Annotated in this window: 20 protein-coding genes; 12 read left to right on the forward strand and 8 right to left on the reverse strand. The window is 40.7% G+C overall.

Going from position 1 to position 19672, the window contains the following annotated elements; genetic code table 11:
• Nucleotides 1-125 precede the first annotated feature (125 nt).
• Both E0H80_RS13220 and E0H80_RS13225 read left to right on the forward strand, forming a co-directional pair.
• Nucleotides 126-1424 (forward strand): ABC1 kinase family protein, encoded by a 1299-nt coding sequence (locus tag E0H80_RS13220; protein WP_131366539.1) that lies wholly within the window; start codon nt 126-128, stop codon nt 1422-1424.
• A 103-nt stretch (nt 1425-1527) separates the two neighbouring features.
• Nucleotides 1528-1782 (forward strand): type B 50S ribosomal protein L31, encoded by a 255-nt coding sequence (locus E0H80_RS13225; RefSeq protein ID WP_131366541.1) that lies wholly within the window; start codon nt 1528-1530, stop codon nt 1780-1782.
• A gap of 116 nt (nt 1783-1898) precedes the next feature.
• On the opposite strand, the gene crcB is transcribed toward E0H80_RS13225, so the two are convergent.
• Nucleotides 1899-2279, reverse strand: a complete 381-nt coding sequence (gene crcB, locus E0H80_RS13230) for a fluoride efflux transporter CrcB (RefSeq protein WP_131366543.1) — start codon at nt 2277-2279, stop codon at nt 1899-1901.
• Between the two features lie 175 nt (nt 2280-2454).
• Here crcB and E0H80_RS13235 point away from each other — a divergent pair, with 175 nt between their 5' ends.
• The gene (locus tag E0H80_RS13235) at nt 2455-2787 is read left to right on the forward strand and encodes a HopJ type III effector protein (protein ID WP_131366545.1); all 333 of its coding nucleotides are present in this window, start codon (nt 2455-2457) and stop codon (nt 2785-2787) included.
• A 115-nt stretch (nt 2788-2902) separates the two neighbouring features.
• On the opposite strand, the gene E0H80_RS13240 is transcribed toward E0H80_RS13235, so the two are convergent.
• Nucleotides 2903-3463: a hypothetical protein gene (locus tag E0H80_RS13240; RefSeq protein WP_131366547.1), complete on the reverse strand. Its 561-nt coding sequence runs from the start codon at nt 3461-3463 to the stop codon at nt 2903-2905.
• A gap of 171 nt (nt 3464-3634) precedes the next feature.
• Between E0H80_RS13240 and E0H80_RS13245 the strand changes: the two genes are divergently transcribed.
• Entirely contained in the window at nt 3635-4147 is a 513-nt protein-coding gene (locus E0H80_RS13245) for a class I SAM-dependent methyltransferase (protein WP_131366549.1), read from the forward strand.
• Between the two features lie 369 nt (nt 4148-4516).
• Here E0H80_RS13245 and E0H80_RS13250 read toward each other — a convergent pair whose 3' ends face one another.
• Complete coding sequence (locus E0H80_RS13250; RefSeq protein ID WP_131366551.1) at nt 4517-4984, reverse strand: Holliday junction resolvase-like protein; 468 nt, start codon at nt 4982-4984, stop codon at nt 4517-4519.
• A gap of 120 nt (nt 4985-5104) precedes the next feature.
• Here E0H80_RS13250 and E0H80_RS13255 point away from each other — a divergent pair, with 120 nt between their 5' ends.
• The 5 genes from E0H80_RS13255 (at nt 5105) to E0H80_RS13275 (ending at nt 10440) form a co-directional block, all read left to right on the forward strand.
• Nucleotides 5105-5749, forward strand: coding sequence for a ParA family protein (locus E0H80_RS13255; protein WP_131366553.1), 645 nt, complete (start codon nt 5105-5107; stop codon nt 5747-5749).
• 139 nt (nt 5750-5888) lie between these two features.
• Nucleotides 5889-7019: an AI-2E family transporter gene (locus E0H80_RS13260; RefSeq protein ID WP_165494320.1), complete on the forward strand. Its 1131-nt coding sequence runs from the start codon at nt 5889-5891 to the stop codon at nt 7017-7019.
• A gap of 163 nt (nt 7020-7182) precedes the next feature.
• A complete protein-coding gene (gene sodC / locus E0H80_RS13265) occupies nt 7183-7680 on the forward strand; it encodes a superoxide dismutase [Cu-Zn] SodC (RefSeq protein ID WP_416224593.1) in 498 nt (165 codons plus the stop codon).
• Nucleotides 7681-7863: 183 nt separating this feature from the next.
• Entirely contained in the window at nt 7864-10014 is a 2151-nt protein-coding gene (gene yccS / locus E0H80_RS13270) for a YccS family putative transporter (RefSeq protein WP_131366559.1), read from the forward strand.
• A 120-nt stretch (nt 10015-10134) separates the two neighbouring features.
• The gene (locus E0H80_RS13275; RefSeq protein WP_131366561.1) at nt 10135-10440 is read left to right on the forward strand and encodes a DUF3817 domain-containing protein; all 306 of its coding nucleotides are present in this window, start codon (nt 10135-10137) and stop codon (nt 10438-10440) included.
• A 183-nt stretch (nt 10441-10623) separates the two neighbouring features.
• On the opposite strand, the gene E0H80_RS13280 is transcribed toward E0H80_RS13275, so the two are convergent.
• From E0H80_RS13280 to E0H80_RS13295, 4 genes are all read right to left on the reverse strand, one after another.
• Entirely contained in the window at nt 10624-11853 is a 1230-nt protein-coding gene (locus tag E0H80_RS13280) for an MFS transporter (protein ID WP_131366563.1), read from the reverse strand.
• A gap of 267 nt (nt 11854-12120) precedes the next feature.
• Nucleotides 12121-13200, reverse strand: coding sequence for a hypothetical protein (locus tag E0H80_RS13285; RefSeq protein WP_131366565.1), 1080 nt, complete (start codon nt 13198-13200; stop codon nt 12121-12123).
• An 85-nt stretch (nt 13201-13285) separates the two neighbouring features.
• Entirely contained in the window at nt 13286-13666 is a 381-nt protein-coding gene (locus tag E0H80_RS13290) for a hypothetical protein (RefSeq protein ID WP_131366568.1), read from the reverse strand.
• A gap of 111 nt (nt 13667-13777) precedes the next feature.
• Nucleotides 13778-15187, reverse strand: a complete 1410-nt coding sequence (locus E0H80_RS13295) for an FAD-binding oxidoreductase (protein ID WP_131366570.1) — start codon at nt 15185-15187, stop codon at nt 13778-13780.
• Between the two features lie 357 nt (nt 15188-15544).
• On the opposite strand from E0H80_RS13295, the gene serA reads away from it, so the two are divergent.
• The 3 genes from serA (at nt 15545) to E0H80_RS13310 (ending at nt 19113) form a co-directional block, all read left to right on the forward strand.
• Nucleotides 15545-16777: a phosphoglycerate dehydrogenase gene (gene serA, locus E0H80_RS13300; protein ID WP_131366572.1), complete on the forward strand. Its 1233-nt coding sequence runs from the start codon at nt 15545-15547 to the stop codon at nt 16775-16777.
• A gap of 399 nt (nt 16778-17176) precedes the next feature.
• Nucleotides 17177-18052, forward strand: a complete 876-nt coding sequence (locus E0H80_RS13305) for an EamA family transporter (protein WP_131366574.1) — start codon at nt 17177-17179, stop codon at nt 18050-18052.
• Nucleotides 18053-18237: 185 nt separating this feature from the next.
• Nucleotides 18238-19113, forward strand: a complete 876-nt coding sequence (locus E0H80_RS13310; RefSeq protein WP_131366576.1) for an EamA family transporter — start codon at nt 18238-18240, stop codon at nt 19111-19113.
• A gap of 77 nt (nt 19114-19190) precedes the next feature.
• On the opposite strand, the gene E0H80_RS13315 is transcribed toward E0H80_RS13310, so the two are convergent.
• On the reverse strand, nt 19191-19652 hold the full coding sequence (locus E0H80_RS13315; protein ID WP_131366578.1) for a hemerythrin domain-containing protein: 462 nt from the start codon (nt 19650-19652) through the stop codon (nt 19191-19193).
• Between the last annotated feature and the right edge of the window lie 20 nt (nt 19653-19672).

The following is a 19672-nucleotide window of genomic DNA, read 5'->3' on the forward strand; positions in this document are numbered from 1 at the left end:
AAAATATTTTTAATTTTTAAAATTGAACAGTAAAAATGCAGCTTTTAACAATTTAAAGTAGGCAATAACAAGTTTAAGCCCTATGATCATTGAAATACATCTTAGATGATCTTGAGGAATATCGCATGGCAAAAACGGCTAGCACACCCGGTCGTCGTTTTATGAAACTTGCCAGTATGACGGCGAGCATCGCAACTAAAACCGTCACAAATTCGATCAAAAATTTTAATGCCGATGAAGAACAAAAAAATGCCTCACGCAGTAAACTTTTTCAAGATATAGGTCTACAAATTGCAGATACCCTTGGCGAAATGAAGGGTGCGGTCATGAAAGTGGGGCAAATTGCGTCACAATATAAAGACATCTTTCCACCTGAAGTCGCGCGTGCCATTAGCAAGTTACAGCGTCAGGCTCCTGCAATGCCTTTTGCTGAAATTAAAGCACAAGTCGAAAAAGAACTGGGTAAGCCGCTCAATCAAATTTTTAAACACTTCGATGAACAGCCTTTTGCCGCAGCTTCTATTGGCCAAGTGCATAAAGCTTTCTTGCCGAACGGGCAACAAGTGGTGGTGAAAGTACAATATCCGGGTGTCGATGAAGCCTGTGAAAGCGATCTGAAACAAGTCCGTTTGGCTTTACGTTTAATGGGTGTATTAAAGGTTGATCGCAAATTACAGGATCAACTGTTCAAGGAAATTCAGGAAAGTTTGGACAATGAATTGAACTATGAGATTGAAGCGCAAAACTTAGAAGTGGCGCGTACATTTCACCAAAGCTTAGACAATAAAATTATTATTCCGCAAGTCTACAAAGACTACTCTTCTAGGCATATTTTAACCCTAAGCCTGGAACCGGGCGAAAGTATTGAAACTGCGAGTACCTGGTCTCAAGATACCCGTAATGAACTGGGACGACGTTTATTCCGTGCCATTGGGCAAGAGATTTTCTATTTGAAACGTTTCCACTGTGATCCGCATCCGGGCAACTTTGCCTTCCGTGAAGATGGCACCGTGGTTATTTACGATTACGGCGGTGTAAAAGTATTATCCAGTGAAACTGTACAGCACTTTAAACATTTGGTGCAGTCCGCCCGTGAAGGTAATATTACTGAGATGGAACAACAGCTGGATGCCCTGCATGCCATTTCAGCACAGGGGAAATTCCCGGCTGAACTGTACAAGCAATGGTTAGAAGTCCTGATGCGCCCGCTCACCACCATGTATGATTTCGAAGAAAACTCGGCCCATCATGATGGCATGGAGTTACTTAAACCTTCTTTAAAATATTGGGATGTATTTAAACCTTCACCAGAGACATTGATGGTGAATCGTACCGTTTCAGGTCATTACTGGAACATGATTCATTTAAAAATGCATGACAATCTTAATGACCTGTTTGATGAACTGGTTCCACCACGCCAATAAGTCTTTCATAGAACCCAAATACGGCTGCTGATTTGGGTTTTATTTGCAAAACTTAATGTTATGATATAACATAACTATATTAACAATAATTTTGGAGTTCATCATGCGTAGCAATATCCATCCAGAATATCGTGAAGTTCTGTTCCATGACACCAATGCGGATGCCTATTTCATTATTGGCAGCACCTTGCAAACTCAGCAAACGAAAAGCTATCAAGGTCAGGATTATCCTTACGTGACTTTAGATGTTTCCAGTGCATCTCATCCGTTTTATACCGGTGAACAACGTCAGGCGAGCAATGAAGGTCGTGTGGCAAGTTTCAACAAACGTTTCGCACGTTTCAAACACTCACATTAAATTAATATTCAGTTAAGCTGAGCTTGTTATTTTTTCCTTATTCAGAAGCCTAAGCATCCTCCACTTAGGCTTCTTTTTTTATCTATTGTATTTTTAACTCAAACATCATTCAGCTTTTATTTGCTGTGTAATAACCATTGAAATAGATAGAAACCCAATGCCAAAACCATCACTCCGATGATCACACTGGAAATCACATAGCTCAAAGCAAGTGTGGTCTGACCATGTTTTAACAGCTGAAAGGTTTCCAGACCAAAACTGGAAAATGTGGTAAAGCCGCCTAAAATTCCGACCATCAACAACAGCCGCGCTTCATTTTGCAAGCTGGGGAATTTTTGGCTACAGGCAAAGAAAATACCGGCAAGCAGGCAGCCAAAGATATTCACCCACCAAGTCGTCCAAGGAAATACGCTGGTCGGTTTCAGTAAAAATACACCTGCGCCATAACGCAAACTTGCGCCAATCGCCCCACCCATCGCTACCAGTAACCAGTTCATTTATTTCATCCAGTATCGGGTGTGTCTCACCCATCTTTATTCACTGCCCTGTTTTCATTGAACAATACTTTTGCATAATTGTGTATCTTTTCCAAAGAAATAATGCTGAATAAAATGCATAAAAATTGCTATAGTCTTGCGGTTAAATTGACTGTTTATAGGGACTGAGGAAATCATGGTTCAAGATTTATTGGCACAACTTCAAGCAGACGAAGCGAAATTTGCAGATGTGATTGCATATATTGAAGCGCGTTACAATCACACGCCAACAGCATTTAAAAATGGCCAACAAGCCAATGCTGCGACTGAAAATCAGGGCAGTGCAAAAGTTTTTTCTTTTGCTCAGTTAAATGGTTTAGATCAAGCGCAGACTTTAAGCCTGTTTGCTGAACATTATGCTGCAGTATTGGCTACACCTGAAGCCACCGATCACCAAAATATTCGCCAGTTTATGCAAAATGGCTGGGATGCTATTCAGTTTGAAGGCCAAGCTTTAACAGCAAAATAAGCTTCCATCCTATAAAAAACCCTCTTTATCAAAGAGGGTTTTTTATCTCACCTTATATAAAGGTGAAAATACTCAAAATATGTTTTGAGTGTATAAGGGAGAGAGTTAAAAATGATTAACCTTTTACCTTTTCTATCCACTCAATTGAACTGACACGGAATAATTCACATGCGCCATCACCGGTATCTGTGGGGGTTAGAGAGGAAGTCCAGACCAAATCTTTATCTTTAATTTCGACCAGTTCGCCTGTTAAACGCACCAAATCACCGCGTTTTACATTTTTAATTTGTTTGGCAATCTGTGGATTTGCCGGAATAATGTGCATATTTGACACCATTTGCATGGCTTGCTCTTTCGGCACCGGCAAACGGTCAATCTTCCAGTTCAAGTAGCGGTCATACTGATTGACCGATATATGTCGTGCAATTTCAGGTTCGGCAAATAAGCCCCAACTGACCGCATAATCAATTGGAGAAAACTTGGCTTGCTCATCGTTGGTATAAGTTTTCGAACCTAAAATACGAAAATCACCTTTAAAGGATTGTAGCTTTTTAATGGATTGGTCTTTAACAACCGGTGCCAAACCCTTAGAAATATTATGATCGACAGATGCACTGGCACTCATTTGCAACATGCTGGTTGCAAGTAAAGCACTGAATAATAATTGTCTAGTCATCTGTATACCTCAAAAACGAATTTTTTATTTCAGCTTTTATCTTAATTCATGAAACTTAAATCACCATATGGACTTGGTAACAATATAGATATATTCAGTCACTTTTTTGTCTTATTAATTGACTGAAATATCTATTAAAATAGCCACCTATAAAGAAAAATTAAGCGAACAATGATTTATAAATTTTATCATCAACATATTTTCCCGCATTTACTCAATCAAGTGATGCAAACGCCGAGCCTGATGGATCAACGTCGTGAATTACTGTTACCCATTTCCGGTGAAGTGTTAGAAATTGGCTTTGGCACAGGGGTAAATCTGCCTTTTGCCGATCACAGTATTGAGCATATTGTCAGTACCTGGACTTTATGCAGTATTGAAAATTTAACTCAGGCTTTAAATGAGTTGCATCGGGTACTCAAACCGACCGGTACTTTGCATTTGGTTGAGCATGTTCAGTATCAGGACAACAATACTCTGAGGCATCTACAGAATTTGCTGACCCCTATTCAAAAACGTCTGGCGGATGGCTGTCACCTGAATCGTAATATCGAACAGGCCCTGCTGGATGCGAATTTTCGCTTTAAAGAACAGCATTATTTTGATGCCACTGGCATTCCTAAAATTGGCAGGCGCATGCTCTTTGCCCGCGTTCAAAAACAGCAAAAGCGGAGTTCGACATAAGCTGAATAAAAAATAATAGGCTACCTGCAAATATCAGTTGCAGGCTTGAGATCAGGATATTATTTGCAAGATAATGTTTTTCAAGAGATTGAATAGATAAAGCATATTCAACTCAGGGGGGTTACTGACAAAGGATTTTCTTTTAGGCTCTCAATATATTTGAGAGCCCTCATTTTCCCGAAACCTTACGCAGCAGCGCTGCTGGGGTCGCACCTGAACAACGTTAAGACTCAACTACATGACGAAATAATAGAACCCAGAATTAGATTTATTAATGCTGCTTTATTTTTCAATATCTAAGATTATAAATTTTTTCAAGCTCGGATAAGGACGCCTAGAACTTAAGGGAATAGCATATTCATTGCCATTTTAGTCATCAAAGTTAATGCGAATGGTTTCAAAGCGTACTCGTCCATCTCGAATCGCTTGAGCAATGGCTTGTTGCCCCTTGGTGAGGCGTGCGCCACCACTTTTAATATCAATCAGCACCACTTCTATATCTTCAGCCCTTCCTTCACCATCGCGTAAGTCAGTATAGCCATCAAACACCACGTAATCGACCGGATCACCCAAGAATTTGGCATCACTGGGTAAATATTGAAACTCGGGCATAATCGGTGCCATTTGCTCTGCCATTTTCCCTTTCAACACGGCACGACTGGTATTGACACTCCGCTTTTGTGCACTGGTTAAAGCCTGTTGATGCTCCAGTTCCAACTCGGCAATGTACTGCTCATATTCCGCTTTTACTCGTCCATTACGGGTATTGCTTAAAATCAGGGTGGTGAGTACCACGCCTATACATGCACCAATCAACATTGCCATCCAGATGGACATTCTATTTTCCTAATCCAAAAAAGTACCGCCACATGGGTCTTTAAGACTTTTGTCATGTGTCATATTCGTCGCATCAAACAATGATATGCTAGGACTGAGCAGAATAAAATCGTCAGGGTCATGAAAACAATCTTAATTGCAAATCAGAAAGGTGGATGTGGCAAAACCATTACCGCAATCAGCCTGGCTGCCGCTTTGGCACAAAAAGGTTACCGTGTAGCACTTGCCGATGCCGATAACCAAAAATCAACTTTGCAATGGCTTAAACACCGCCCTGAAGATGCTGCCGCCATTCAAAGCCTGGACTGGCGTCCTGGAAAGTCGATTGATAATGCACCTAAAAATTTAGAATATCTGATTATAGATGCGCCCGGTGCGCTTTCTGGTGAACATGCAGAGCAACTGATTGGGGAAGCTCACGCCATTATTACCCCATTACAACCCTCATTTTTCGACATAGACAGTACGCGCCGTTTCTTGAAGCATTTACAGGACATCAAGCGTATTCGTAAAGGTAAAGTACAAATTTTACTGCTTGCCAATCGCGTTAAAGCCAATAGTGCCAGCACTAAAGAAATTCAAGATTTTTTTAATAAAATTGAACAGCAACCTGTCGCCTGGATTTCTGAACGAACCGCTTATAGTCAGTTGGCTATGCAAGGACTCACCGTGTTTGATAAAACACAAAAAAATTATTTGAGTATGCAAAATCAGTGGCAGCCGGTTTTAAATACCATTATTGATGATCCGACCAAATGGTTTTAACCTCATATAGGCTGTGCCTTCGTGCCTAGAAACCGATTTTGTTTATTCATTATTCACTAGAACTTACTTGGCTTTCATTCTCGCGAGCTTTTTTTTCAGTTAAGATGGCATGGACCTTAGAAACAAAACAGTGAATGCAGTGCAACAGTACGCGCCAACATTACAAAAAGTACTATTATTTGGATTATTTTTCATCCTCCTTTTCTTGAGTTTTAACGTCCTCAAATACTTTATTGTGCCTGTACTTTGGGCAGCCATTATTGCCTATATGACCTGGCCCTGGTATCAATGGATTTATCGCAAGTCTGGTTCACGTGCCACTCTAAGCGCAACGATCATGATCAGCCTGATTATTTTATTGATCGGTATTCCGCTGACCTTCGGCATTTTCATGCTGCAACATGAAGGTCGAAATTTATATTATGAATTACAAAAACAGGTGTTCTCAGGTCATTTAAATGTGCCGCAATTTATTCGCGATTTACCGTTTATAGGCAAGGAAGTTAGCCGCACCTTACATGACATCAATACTGATCCGAATAGTATTGTGCAAACGGTTTCCAGCTGGATTCAGGGTCATCTCAATTACGGTCGTTTCGTTCTAAATGAGATTGGCAAAAATATCATTAAGCTGTGTTTTGCCGTATTGTCATTGTTCTTTTTCTACCGTGATGGTCAAACCATTCTGAACCAAGTCAGCAAAGCCTTGGAAATGATTATTGGGCCACGCGTGCATCATTATTTAGATACTATTTCTGAAACCACACGAGCGGTGGTTTATGGCGTGGGTTTAACCGCGGTGGCGCAAGCCGTATTAGCCGGTTTAAGTTATTTCGTTGCCGGTGTACCCAATCCAATGGTACTAACCATTGTGACCTTCTTATTGGCGCTGATTCCATTTGGAACACCACTGGCTTATGGCTCAGTTGCATTATGGCTGTTCTCACAAGGTCAAACCGTTGAAGCAATTGGAGTGATGGCATGGGGTGTCTGTATTGTCAGTACTTCAGATAATGTGATTCGTCCACTTGTGATTTCAGGTGCAACCCAAATTCCATTCTTGCTGATTATGTTCGGGGTATTAGGCGGAATTGCCAGTTTTGGTCTGGTCGGTCTGTTTATTGGTCCGGTAATTCTTGCGGTGTTGCTGGCGATTTGGCGTGAATGGCTACATGAAACCAATGAATTGGGACCTTTCATGCTGCCCAAATCCACCATGGCCTATGATCTTGACGATGATAAAGATGAAACCAATTCAGATAAAACTTAGGCTTAAAGTTTAAGAAACTCATACATTCAAATACTTAATCATTATTGAATTGCATCCGGGGCCTTGTTTGAATGGTCAAGATCAAAATAAAAGTAAAGGATGCAATGCAATGTGGTCTTCGCTATTTAAATTAACGACGCTGGGTGCGATTAGCAGTTTTGCCATGCTGGGCTGCACAAGTTCACCTACCTCCTCTCATGAGGCTCATCACCAGGCGGCCGTTCATGCGGTATCGGCTCAAGGGGTGGGTAAAGAAATTGGTACCATTAAGTTTAAAGACAGTCCTGCAGGTTTAGTCCTTATGACTGACTTGGCTGAACTGCCACCCGGCCCACACGGTTTTCATATTCATGAAAAAGGTTCCTGTGATCCGGCTGAAAAAGATGGGAAAATCGGTGCAGCAATTGCCGCCGGTGGTCACTTCAACCCGAACCAGGCACCTCATCACGGAACCCCGCTTACCGGTCATTTAGGTGATTTACCCCTGTTAAATGTCGATGCTCAAGGACACGCGAAGATGACTTTGGTTGCACCGCGTTTAAAATTGGCCGACATTCAAGGTTTAGCGATTATGGTGCATGCCGGTGGCGACAACTATGCCGATCAGCCCAAACCTCTGGGCGGTGGCGGTGACCGTATTGCCTGTGGTCTGATTAAATAATAATCAATTTAAAATATAAATAATAAGCAGACCTCGAGTCTGCTTTTTTTTGTGAATAAATCTGTCACGGTTTAAAATAGGCTTTAAATATAAACGTCCTTAAGCAGCTTGCTCATGCAAAATTGACAGGACATTTAAAAAAGTTCAGGCTGTAGAGATAATAAATTTTACTTTAGAAAACTCGTGAATAGCCTGAAAGATTTGCTTCAACGTTTTAAATCCAATTCCATTTTAATTTATTGTCTGCAAATTTTTATTGTCCTGACTGGAACCACCTTAGGTCTGCTTTTTTTAGGTTGTGAGCCGTTCATTGTGCCAGTGACTTTAGGCGCGATTGCCACAGCCCTGACCGATTTTGATGATCGCCTGAGTATTCGCTTACGCAATCTAGTGTATGTCTGCATTCTATTTTTTGGCGTCAGCAGCATTCTTGAATTTCTCTATCCTTATAAACTGCTTTTTATTCTGTATTTATCCTTGTCGAGTGCCGCTTTTATTTTAATGGGCGCACTGGGACAGCGTTATGCCACCATTTCTTTCGGCACGATTTTACTGTCCATTTACACCATGTTTGGACTGGGTGAATACAGCCAGTGGTATCAACAACCGAGTTATTTTGTACTCGGTACCGTGTGGTATGGCCTGACGTCCATTATCTTTTATTTACTCAAACCCACTCAGGCTGTACAAGACAATTTGGCTGCCAATTTCAATGCGATTGCTGACTTACTGTTGGTTAAAGCCCGGCTGTTTGATCCAGACAATACTGACAATATTGAACCGCTGTTGTATCAGCTTTCCTTAAAAAACAGTGAAGTGGTACAAAGCCTGAATATCACCAAGGCATCCTTACTGACCCGTTTAAAAGCCTCTCGTGCCAATAAAAATACCATTTACTGGCTCAATCTGTATTTTCTAGCGCAAGATATTCATGAACAGGCGACATCCAATTATCTGCATTACGAAAATATTTATCAAAACTTTAGCCGTACCGACCTGATTTTCCGGATTCAAAAGAATGTAAAACTGCATGCTTTATCCTGTCAGAAACTGGCGCACGATATTCTGACACATCAGACTTATCAATCGAATCCAGATACGGATATTGCGATTACCAATCTGGAAAATTCGATTCAATTATGGATTGAAGAAAATCCGCAGAATCTGGAAGTGAAAAACCTGCTGCTGATTCTGCGCAATCTGAAAAAAATTCAGGAACAGTTTTTAAATTTGAGTCATGAACAAAATAATTATCGACAAAATTATCTCCAGCATCAGGAAAATATCAATCTGCTCGATGATGATATTCAGGATCTCCCAGATTTATGGCTAAAACTGAAACAACACCTTACGCCCAATTCAGCACTGTTTCGTCATGCGGTGCGGATTGCCTTTGTATTTGCTGTGGGCTACGCCATCTCATTAATGCCCTTTGCCAAGAATGGTTACTGGATTTTACTCACCAGTTTATTCGTCTGTCAGATCAGTTATTTCGCCACCAAAAGCCGCTTAAAACTGCGTACTTTAGGCACCCTTTTAGGTGTACTTTTCGGTATTCCAGTTTTATATTTTGTTCCGAGTATTGAAGGGCAGCTGGTTCTGACCATTATTTCTGGCGTGTGTTTTTTCTATCTGCGTTCCAAAAAATACGCCATGGCAACACTGATGGCAACCTTAATGGTACTGCTAATTTTCAATTTAAAAGGCTCAGGTTATGCCATTATTTTGCCGCGAATTGTCGATACCCTTTTAGGCTGTCTGATTGCCTGGTTTGCTGTCAGTTTTATCTGGCCCGACTGGAATTTCCGCAATATTTCCAGCACCATCAAAAAAAGTAACCAAGCGACATTGGCGTATTTCGATGCGGTGGTGAAGCAATATCAGTTTGGCAAAAACAATAGTCTGGATTACCGTCGGGCACGTCGTACCGCACACAATGCACAGATTGAACTGTCGAGCATGATTTCCAGTTTAAGTACCGAACCCAATCCAAATCAGGCACTGATTCATGCGGCTTTTCGCTATCTGGTCTATAGTCACAGTCAACTCAGTTATGTTTCGGCTCTGGGCAGTCACCGTGAACAGGTGCAAGACGTGCAAGTGCTGGATTTAATGCTGTGGTGTAAAGACACTCTATTTGCCGTGCTGTTACAGCAACAAGCTTTTGATATAGACAAAATTCAGCACAAGCTGCACGATATTCAACAGATCAGTACACAAGAAAATTTGTCTGAAAATTTATTATTGGCACTAAAACAGATCAGCTTATTAATGGAAACGCTGCCTGAATTTATAGATTTACACAGCCAGCTGCTGAAGCAGGAAATCAAATAATCCGAGTTAAATAGTGGGTTATAAGTATTTGATATATTTTAAAATATATTTATTTTTAATTCACTACCGCTGCAATACTCAGTAAACTCATGCTTAACTTGGATTAATTTAAGCATGAGCATGAATATTCAAACTTTACGTGTCATTGGTCTTTTAGAAGGTGTTTCCTTTCTACTGCTTTTGCTTATCGCGATGCCGATGAAATACCTACTGGATAATCCCATCTTAGTGAAATATGTCGGCATGGGGCATGGCGTACTGTTCATGCTGTTTTTAATCGTGTTGTTTACGGTATGTGAAAAACAGAAATGGTCGATTCAAATCTTTATTCTGGGGTTGATCGCCTCCATTTTACCGTTCGGTACTTTTGTTTTTGATCGCAAATTGAAAGCTTTTCAACAGCCGATCGCTGAGTCCAAGGTATAGTTTCTGATTAAAAGGATGCGCCCTCATTCCTTGCGAAATATATTCTTCATCGCACAAAGAGAGAAAACACTTATTTCAACCAGTATATTTCCCTCCTTTAAGGAGGGGTAAAAGGATGATTAACCTCTCGCCTTGCGGAATATATTCCTCATCTCCTACAAGGAGAGGGAATAAATAAGGCGGCTAAAACCTTCCCTGTTCTAAACGTTCTTTTAAAATCTGTTTAAGCATGCTTCGCGGAAAACTAAACCACAGTGCGATTAAAACAAAACACGCGATGCTATATGCCCAAAGATGGTATTGCTCATACATCATCCGCACCAGTTCAATAATAATAAAGAAGCTGAACATCAACAGCATCGACACGGCTGCGGCGACTGTGCCTTTAGATATTTCCGATGACATCAGTGCAAAACGGTAAAGTACCGAAAAACTGATGCCTTCACCAAAGCTGATTAAGGTCATGCCTGCAATTAAGCACCAGATCAGATAATCTGACCAAATCACCCCGGCAATTAAAACCACTGTTCCGAGCAACATCACCGGCAAGCCGATCAGTACCGATTTACCCAAAGCCAGTTTGTCGATAATTTTAATCAGCACGATATTGCCCAGAATTAATCCGCCCAAGACCGGAAACTGTGCCAAGCCATATTGCATGCTGCTAAAGCCCAACTCTTCTACCAATATCACAGGTGAAAGTGCAATCCACAGCATCAGCGGCATACTGACCATAGGAAGGGCTAAAGTCATGCCTAAAAAACGTTTGTTTTTATAGACCTTTTTAAAGTCATCTAAAATATAACTCAGCGGCTGTTTCGGAATGCTTAATTTCGTATTCGGCATTTTGGCGTTTAAACCAAACCAGCTTAAAAAAGCCAAAAATGCGATGCCAATGAAGCCCCAGTGCCATGACACGTGATCAATCAGGAATGCACCGACCACAGGACCGAGTAAGGGTGCAAGCAATGAAATATTGGCCATCAGTGCCATGACTTTAATCGCGTCGCGCTCTTCAAAGGTTTCCTGAATAGCGGCATAACCGACTGCGGAAATCACCGTTAAGCCAATGCCTTGTAAAAAGCGCAGCGCTAAAAAGCTTTCAATATTTTGGGTGAATAAAATCAGCAAGCAGCACAGTACAAAGAACAGTACACCTGAAAGTAATACTTTTCTGCGTCCCAAACGGTCAGACAATGGCCCAAGCAACCATGCCACACAAGCCCCGCCCAACAGGTAAAAGGACATGGAAGATGGTGCCCATGAACTGCTCACGCCAAAGTCTTTGGTAATAGCGAGCATGGCGGGTTGGACTAAGTCATTGCCGATATAGACGGAAAACTCAAACAGGACTAATGCCAGGGGGAACATCAGCGTGGCACGGTTTAAAGTAGCTGTTTTAACTTTTTGCATTGTTTTCTACTATTTTTGAATAGGCTTTTTAGGACTACGCATTATTTTTAGGGAGAGATGCGTCAGCCCAATGACCAGCATTGAGAATTAAAATTAAAGTTTGGAGAATGCACTGGGTGATAAGTGCGTTAGAACAACGTATTCAAAAGATGTCTAAAAAGATAAAAGTGTTTCATGAAATATATCTGGCTCAAACAAGTATACCTACTTGGTTGAGTAGGTATAGTTTAGCAGAGACGGTCTAAAGCGTCGATCAGGCTTTAAAATTCAACTTAGATTTTGCTTAATTTTCATAGATTCTGCCAAAAATTTATTCGCTTCAGCTATTAACTTAACTTGCTCAATTGAAATATCATTCGTACTTTTTACATTTGATGAGCTGCTATAAAGCTCCTGTCCGAAGAAGCGATCCGCAAGACTTTTACGTAATTCAAGTCGATCTTCATCTTTAAATTCACGTGCATATAAAGGGAATGAAGCAAGTTCAGTACCTAGCATTTTGGCTTTATAGGCTACTTTTCTATGCTTAGAAGATTCTCGAGTTAAATACCAAGCAGGTGTTGTTAAGCTAAAAAGCATCAATGTTTTTAATAAACTGTCCCAGCCAAAAGGAATATGAATATAAGAACTATCTCTCAAATGATTCCAATTTTGAATTGATAAATTCAGGAATCCTAGTAATAGAAATGTACCTATCACAGCAAAAATTAATAATGCCCAATTTCTATATTGATTCGCTAACTTAATTTCTTGATCATAAATATTTTCATATAATTTCTTAATTTCAATATTACTATCTTGATCAATTAATTGGCTATATGCTTGATTTTTAGATTTTAACTCTTCAACAATTTTTAATGCCAAACCCCTACTATTCAATAAATCATTATTTAATATATCAATTTTTTCTTGCTGCAATTGAATAGTGTTAATATTTTCTTGCAATACCTTTAGATCATTTTTTATTTTGTAATATTGTATTTTTACAAGCGAAAAATCTAAATCATCATTTTTATCTCTTAATAAAATATCTAAATCAGATTCATTTTTATATTTACTAAAGCATATCAAAACTACTTGGGCATTTTTATCAGCATCTGATAAATGATTCTTTAAAGTTGATCTTAAGTACAAATCTAAAGAATTATTAAATTTTTCAAAAACATCATGATGGGAAAAAAAGAAAGAATTTTGTTCTTTGAATTCGTCTTTTTCAATTTGTCTTTTTAATTCATCAAGATATGGATATCCTTCTTTAATTTGTTCTTCACTAATTTTTGAAACAAGGTCACTTAGCAAATTTTTTACATTAGAAAAGTAATTAAATAACTCCATTTTTTCTTGCATTTAAGTCCCTTACAAAAAGCGCATCAATCGATACGCTTTTTATGAGGCATAACAGCCTAATTTTCAACCATAAATCAAATATTTATTAAGAGCATTGCGCTTTTTGAAAAGACTTGGTGTTCTTGCTGCGCATACATTGATAGGACTTCTCCGTATCAATCTTCTTCCAGTCACCATCCACCAGTTTAAAACTATATACGGTACGCATCGAACGAACCGAATCATCCTTTAAACCCGTTTCAGTCACTTTCACTTGTGCAGCAGTTGGTGACTCTACACTATTAAAAAATTGACGAATCTCAACTGTTGCCGAGTTCTTACGTAAATCAGGTCTTTCTTTCAAGACTTGTTGCAAAGGCGTATCTGATGAACCAAGACTGACTTTAGATGCTAGTTTTTTTGTTGTTGCACAACCTGTCGTCATTAAGCCCAAACAGATTATAGAGGTAGATAATAAACGTAACATTGGGAAATTCCCCCCATAAAAAAAAGGCACTGCATCTATGATGCCATGCCTTTTTTTCTGACTCGATAACAGTTATGTAGTCATCGGGCAAAAGAACTTACAGGTTAAATATTAAAGATCAAACAATTTGCCCGGGTTCATAATACCGTTTGGATCGAACACCTGTTTCAACGCTTTCATGTATTCAATTTCTTCGGCAGAACGCGAGTAATCAAGATATGGCTTTTTCGTCATCCCCACACCGTGTTCCGCAGAAATCGAACCGTCATATTTTTTCACAGTTTCGAACACATACTTGTTTACTACCTGACATTTGGCAAAAAATTCATCTTTAGACAAGTTCTCTGGCTTCAAGATGTTCAAGTGCAAATTACCGTCACCAATATGGCCGAACCAGCAAATTTCAAAATCAGGATAATTCGCTTCCACAATCGCATCAATTTCTTTGATAAATGCCGGAACGTGGGTAATCAATACTGAAATGTCATTTTTATAAGGTGTAAACGGTGCAATTGATTCAGAGATATCTTCGCGTAAACGCCATAAACTATGGACTTGATCTAGGTTTTGGCTCATCACACCATCCAGCACCCAACCCTGTTCCATGCAATGCTCGAAGATTTCCATCGCCGCATCCATGATCGGTTCAAATGGCGCTTCAAATTCAAGCAATACATAGAAAGGACATGCCGTTTCAAATGGACGCTGTACATGACCATGATCCAACACTTTCTGCATGGCCAATTCGCCAAAGAATTCGAATGCAGTTAAATCAATTTTGTTCTGGAATGCATGCAGTACCGGCATAATCGCATCAAAGTCAGGTACACCTAAAACCATCACTTGCAAGTCATGCGGTTGACGTTCAAGCTTGATTTCAGCTTCAGTCACCAGACCTAGCGTCCCTTCACCACCAATAAACAAATGCTGTAGCGCATAACCGGTTGCATTTTTAATCATGCCTTTGTTCAAGCGCAGGATATCGCCTTTACCCGTCACCACCGTCAGACCCAACACCCAGTTACGGGTCATGCCGTATTTAATGACTTTAATCCCGCCAGCATTGGTACCAATATTGCCGCCAATTTGCGAAGAACCTGAAGATGCAAAATCGACTGGATAATACATACCCTGCTCGGAAGCATAATTCTGCAATTGTTCAGTCACCACACCCGCCTGTACACGTACCATACGGTCTGCAGGGAAGAACTCAAGAATCTGGTTCATCTTGTCCATGCTAACCACAATTTCGCCATTTGCCGCGACTGCGCCCGCAGATAAACCGGTACGGCCGCCCGATGGCGTGATGGCAATATTGTGTTCATTCGCAAATTTAACAATCGCCTGCACCTGTTCCGTGCTCGATGGAAAAACGATGACAGATGGATTCGGATCAAAATGCTTGGTGTAGTCTCTGCCCCAGGCATCAAGACTAACAGCATCAGTTTTAATGCGGTTTTCACCAACAATGACTGTTAATTGGGTTAATAACTCAGGTGTTAAAGCGACTGGAGCATTCATCGTTTGCAGACCTAGCAAGAAATATACAAGGGGGTGGATGGTCTATAGATCATTCATTTGTAAAAAGATTAAAATGCAATGATGTCTTAGACTGAGCGTGAACACAAAACCAGCAGCATGGCTGTGGCGGTTTTCACTGCGCAGCATTATAAGGCATTTTCCACTGAAACCCTGCGGAAATAAGCATTTTGACAATCTCGCCTTAAATATTACAGCCTTAGTTAGACCAAAATCTGTAATGCACGGCAGTATGTATGACAAAAATACCTATCCTCTACGTTATAAAGGAAATGTATATAGACCGTTCTCATATGTTATCATATCGCGACTAAATTTGGCCTTTGTAGCGGAGCCGTAATGAGCCAACATCTTTCTCTACCTAAAGATAAAATTCGTTTCTTGTTGTTGGAAGGCGTTCATCAAAACGCAATCGACACATTAAATGCTGCTGGATATACCAACATCGATTCCCGTAAAACTGCGCTTGAGGGTGAAGCGTTGAAAGAAGCGGTTAAAGATGCGCACTTCATCGGCATTCGTTCACGTACTCAATTGACTGAAGAAGTATTTGAAGCAGCCAACAAGCTTATCGCGGTTGGCTGTTTTTGTATCGGTACCAATCAGGTTAATCTGAATGCTGCAATGATTCGCGGTATTCCAGTATTTAACGCACCATATTCAAATACTCGTTCAGTAGCTGAACTGGTACTTGCTGAAGCCATTCTTTTGCTTCGTGGTGTTCCTGCGAAATCTGCTTCTACTCACCGTGGTGGCTGGAACAAGTCTGCAGTGGGTTCATTTGAAACTCGTGGTAAAACTTTAGGTATCGTGGGTTACGGCTCAATCGGTTCTCAACTTTCAGTTCTTGCTGAAAGCCTAGGTATGCACGTTATTTATTACGATGCAGTAACTAAACTTCCGATGGGTAATGCACGTCAAGTGGGTTCTCTTGCCGAGTTACTTGCAAATGCTGACGTGGTATCTCTACACGTTCCAGACGTACCATCAACGCGTAACTTCTTTGGCAAAGACCAGTTTGCACAAATGAAAGAAGGTTCGATCTTCATTAATGCTGCACGTGGTACCTGTGTACTGATTGAAGATTTGGCTGATGCGATTAAATCGGGTCACATTGCAGGTGCTGCAATTGACGTATTCCCTAAAGAACCTAAAGCAAACGGTGAAGAATTTGTTTCTCCACTTCGTGGCTTGGACAACGTGATTTTAACTCCTCACGTGGGTGGTTCGACTATGGAAGCACAAGCAAACATCGGTTTAGAAGTTGCAGAGAAATTTGTCGCTTACTCAGATAGAGGTATGACTTTATCTGCTGTGAACTTCCCGGAAATTGCGTTGCCGTTGACTGAAGGTAAACACCGTTTACTTCACATTCACCAAAACATTCCTGGCGTTCTTTCTAAAATCAACAACCTGTTTGCTGAACACGGCATCAACATCTCTGGTCAATCATTAATGACTAAAGGTGATGTGGGTTACTTGGTGATGGACGTTGATGCAACTGCATCTAAAGAAGCGTTAGATACCCTTCAGGAAGTTGAAGGTACCATCCGAGTTCGCGTATTGTTCTAATTTAAGATTTAAAAAAAACCACAGCATTGGTGCTGTGGTTTTTTATTTTTTAAATTCCGCAATTTAAATGTAAAAAATATCGGTTTCGCCATTTTCAGCTGTTCGAGGCAGACCGAGATTAAATAATGAAGGTTTCTGCGAACAATTGATTTAAATATCTCACTCTGTCGAGTTCTGAGATGAGAGCATGTTAAACATGTTTCAAATCTTCTCAAGCTGGCTGTAGTCTTATGAAGCAATGCTTCTCCGGGCAAAAGCAAAGTAAGCATAAGCTAAAGATGAACTAAGCATCTCAATGCTAAAATAGCATCGTTCCTTATTATTTCACGCATATTCGGAAATATTGATTAAGCCTTTGCTTCTCTCCTGCTATTCGAGAAATCGAAACGAATTTAGTCCATGTTAAATCTTAAAAATACGCCACATGTACAGGCACTGCTTTTATTGCTGATTGCAATGATCAGCGTACAGAGCAGTGGCTCGCTTGCCAAATTCCTGTTCGGTCAATTTCCCATTCTGACCGTTGCGGCAATGCGCATGTTACTTGGCGCGGTGATTTTGGCGCTTATTTTTAAAATTTGGCAGATCAATTTTAGACAGGTGAAATGGAAAGCCATTATCAGTTATGGTATTGCGCTCGCCGGTATGAATGCCCTGTTTTACCTATCCATTAACCGCCTTCCGCTCGGCATTGCCGTTTCTTTTGAATTCATTGGGCCGCTCAGTGTCGCGCTGTATTACGCACGACAAAAATTCGATTTTGTCTGGGTAGGACTGGCCATACTTGGTCTAGTTTTATTGTTTCCGTTCGATCAGGTTTCCCAAAGCCTCGACTTAATCGGGATTGCTTTGGCACTAGGTGCAGGCGCTTGCTGGGCGCTATATATCGTTTCCGGACAAAAACCTTCCGGTATTTCAGGTAATCATACCGTATGCTTGGGCATGTTGATCGGCATGCTGTGCTTGATGCCAATTGCGCTATTTTCCGGTATGTCAGCTAACGTTTTCGAGCCTTCAAATTTAGTTTATTTTGTCGCCTTGGCGGTGCTTGCCAGTGCCCTGCCTTTTACTCTGGAAATGATTGCACTACGTAATTTAACTGCGCTCAGTTTTGGTACTTTAATGAGCGTAGAACCGGCGATTGCAGCATTATCAGGCTTTATATTTTTAGGCGAGCAATTGTTATGGAATCAGTGGCTGGCACTTGCGACCATTATTGCAGCGTCTATTGGCTGTACTTATACCACGCAACGCGCCAAAAACAAGACTGAATAAAAATAGAAAATTTATTATTTAAATTCAAATCAGTCAGGCTGACTTTACTGGCTGATTTTTTAAATTCGAAGTTTGAAATGTAGCGTAATTTAACACCTCAGAACCCCTCAAAAATTAAACAGAATTGCTATACTGGCGCCATCTTTTCCAGTGGATTCACCTGACTCGGTGATCCTGCGTGTACCATGCCGAACACCCAACTTACTGCCGTATTGTTCATGGTTTTATCCATGGTCGCCTATCAGATCAGTGCCTCTTTTGCCAAACAACTATTTGAAGTGCTTGACCCTCTCACCGTGGTGACACTACGCCTCTCCTTTGCTTCCATTTTAATTGTACTCATGTTCCGTTCCTGGAAAATCATCAAACGCTTACCCTATTTAAAATGGAAGGACTTGCTGTTTTATAGTGGCTCTGTCTGCTTAATGAATGTGTTGTTTTATGCCTCTTTAGGCAAATTACCCCAAGGGATTGCAGTCGGCTTAGAATTCTTGGGACCGCTGACCCTGGCCCTGCTTTCGATCAAAGAAAAAACTGATTATCTGTGGGTAGGTCTGGCTATTTTAGGCGTTGCGCTGATGGTACCGTGGCAAGATGCATCTGCCGATAACTTCTCTTATCTGGGTGCAGCATTCGCTTTGGGTGCCGGTATCTGCTGGGCCATTTATATTTATTTTGGGCAACGTGTCGTACGGCAAAATATTGGCATGCATGCGCTGAGTATTGCCATTGTCCTGTCGGCCATGGTGATGTTACCGATCAGTGCAGTCCATAATCCTACCGCCCTGATTCAAACTCAATATTGGGGACAGGCTCTGGTTATTGCCCTGCTTGCAACCGCGATTCCTTATGCTTTGGACCTGATGGCACTCAAGCGTTTAAGCAAACTCAGTTACGGAACCCTGTCCAGTTTATCCCCAGCCCTTGGTGCTTTGGCAGGCTGGTGGTTATTGAAAGAACAAATTACGCTTTTACAGAGCGTTGCCTTACTTTGCATCATGCTTGCTTCGGTCGGTGTAACATTTAGGGCCAGTAAAAATAAAAATCCCCAACCTGATTAATCCATAGGTATAAATAAAAAAAGATGGCAATAATGCCATCTTTTTTTATCATGCAATCTTGAAGTTAAATTTTAGCTTTATACCAGCATATCTTTTTTCATGTCTTTATAACGCTGATATTCATTCTTGTACTGCACCGCCAAAGCTATTTTCTGTTCCTCTTCCAGAATTTTTCCGGCCTGCTGAAAAAAGCTATGCTCTTCCTCTTTCAGATGATGATGCACCTTATCAGAAAGCTTTTTGGCTATCGCAATCCAGCCCGGATTGCTGAAATCAGTTTCACTCAGCTCTTCAATCATCTCATCCATTTCATGATGTTCTGCCAAGGCATGACGGGTAATATTCAGTCCAGAATCTGTCATCATGAGCGGAATATAAAAATATCGGTCTTCAGCCGCTTCATGGGCAAATAATTCATTCTTTAGTTGTTTAAACAACTCATGACGTTCTGGAGTATTCCCAGAAGTTTGCAGTAATTTTTCTGCCAGTTCTCTTTGTATTTCATGACTCTGACGTAATGCTTCAAAAATATTCATTATGCTAATGACCTCTGGCTTTA

Source organism: Acinetobacter sp. ANC 4779, assembly GCF_004331055.1.
Classification (GTDB): Bacteria; Pseudomonadota; Gammaproteobacteria; order Pseudomonadales; family Moraxellaceae; genus Acinetobacter.

Coding starts and splice junctions, on each gene's coding strand:
- E0H80_RS13220 (WP_131366539.1), top strand. CDS start 126: ATGGCAAAAACGGCTAGCACACCCGGTCGTCGTTTTATGAAACTTGCC.
- E0H80_RS13225 (WP_131366541.1), top strand. CDS start 1,528: ATGCGTAGCAATATCCATCCAGAATATCGTGAAGTTCTGTTCCATGAC.
- crcB (WP_131366543.1), bottom strand. CDS start 2,279: ATGAACTGGTTACTGGTAGCGATGGGTGGGGCGATTGGCGCAAGTTTG.
- E0H80_RS13235 (WP_131366545.1), top strand. CDS start 2,455: ATGGTTCAAGATTTATTGGCACAACTTCAAGCAGACGAAGCGAAATTT.
- E0H80_RS13240 (WP_131366547.1), bottom strand. CDS start 3,463: ATGACTAGACAATTATTATTCAGTGCTTTACTTGCAACCAGCATGTTG.
- E0H80_RS13245 (WP_131366549.1), top strand. CDS start 3,635: ATGATTTATAAATTTTATCATCAACATATTTTCCCGCATTTACTCAAT.
- E0H80_RS13250 (WP_131366551.1), bottom strand. CDS start 4,984: ATGTCCATCTGGATGGCAATGTTGATTGGTGCATGTATAGGCGTGGTA.
- E0H80_RS13255 (WP_131366553.1), top strand. CDS start 5,105: ATGAAAACAATCTTAATTGCAAATCAGAAAGGTGGATGTGGCAAAACC.
- sodC (WP_416224593.1), top strand. CDS start 7,183: ATGCTGGGCTGCACAAGTTCACCTACCTCCTCTCATGAGGCTCATCAC.
- E0H80_RS13275 (WP_131366561.1), top strand. CDS start 10,135: ATGAATATTCAAACTTTACGTGTCATTGGTCTTTTAGAAGGTGTTTCC.
- E0H80_RS13280 (WP_131366563.1), bottom strand. CDS start 11,853: ATGCAAAAAGTTAAAACAGCTACTTTAAACCGTGCCACGCTGATGTTC.
- E0H80_RS13285 (WP_131366565.1), bottom strand. CDS start 13,200: ATGCAAGAAAAAATGGAGTTATTTAATTACTTTTCTAATGTAAAAAAT.
- E0H80_RS13290 (WP_131366568.1), bottom strand. CDS start 13,666: ATGTTACGTTTATTATCTACCTCTATAATCTGTTTGGGCTTAATGACG.
- E0H80_RS13295 (WP_131366570.1), bottom strand. CDS start 15,187: ATGAATGCTCCAGTCGCTTTAACACCTGAGTTATTAACCCAATTAACA.
- serA (WP_131366572.1), top strand. CDS start 15,545: ATGAGCCAACATCTTTCTCTACCTAAAGATAAAATTCGTTTCTTGTTG.
- E0H80_RS13305 (WP_131366574.1), top strand. CDS start 17,177: ATGTTAAATCTTAAAAATACGCCACATGTACAGGCACTGCTTTTATTG.
- E0H80_RS13310 (WP_131366576.1), top strand. CDS start 18,238: ATGCCGAACACCCAACTTACTGCCGTATTGTTCATGGTTTTATCCATG.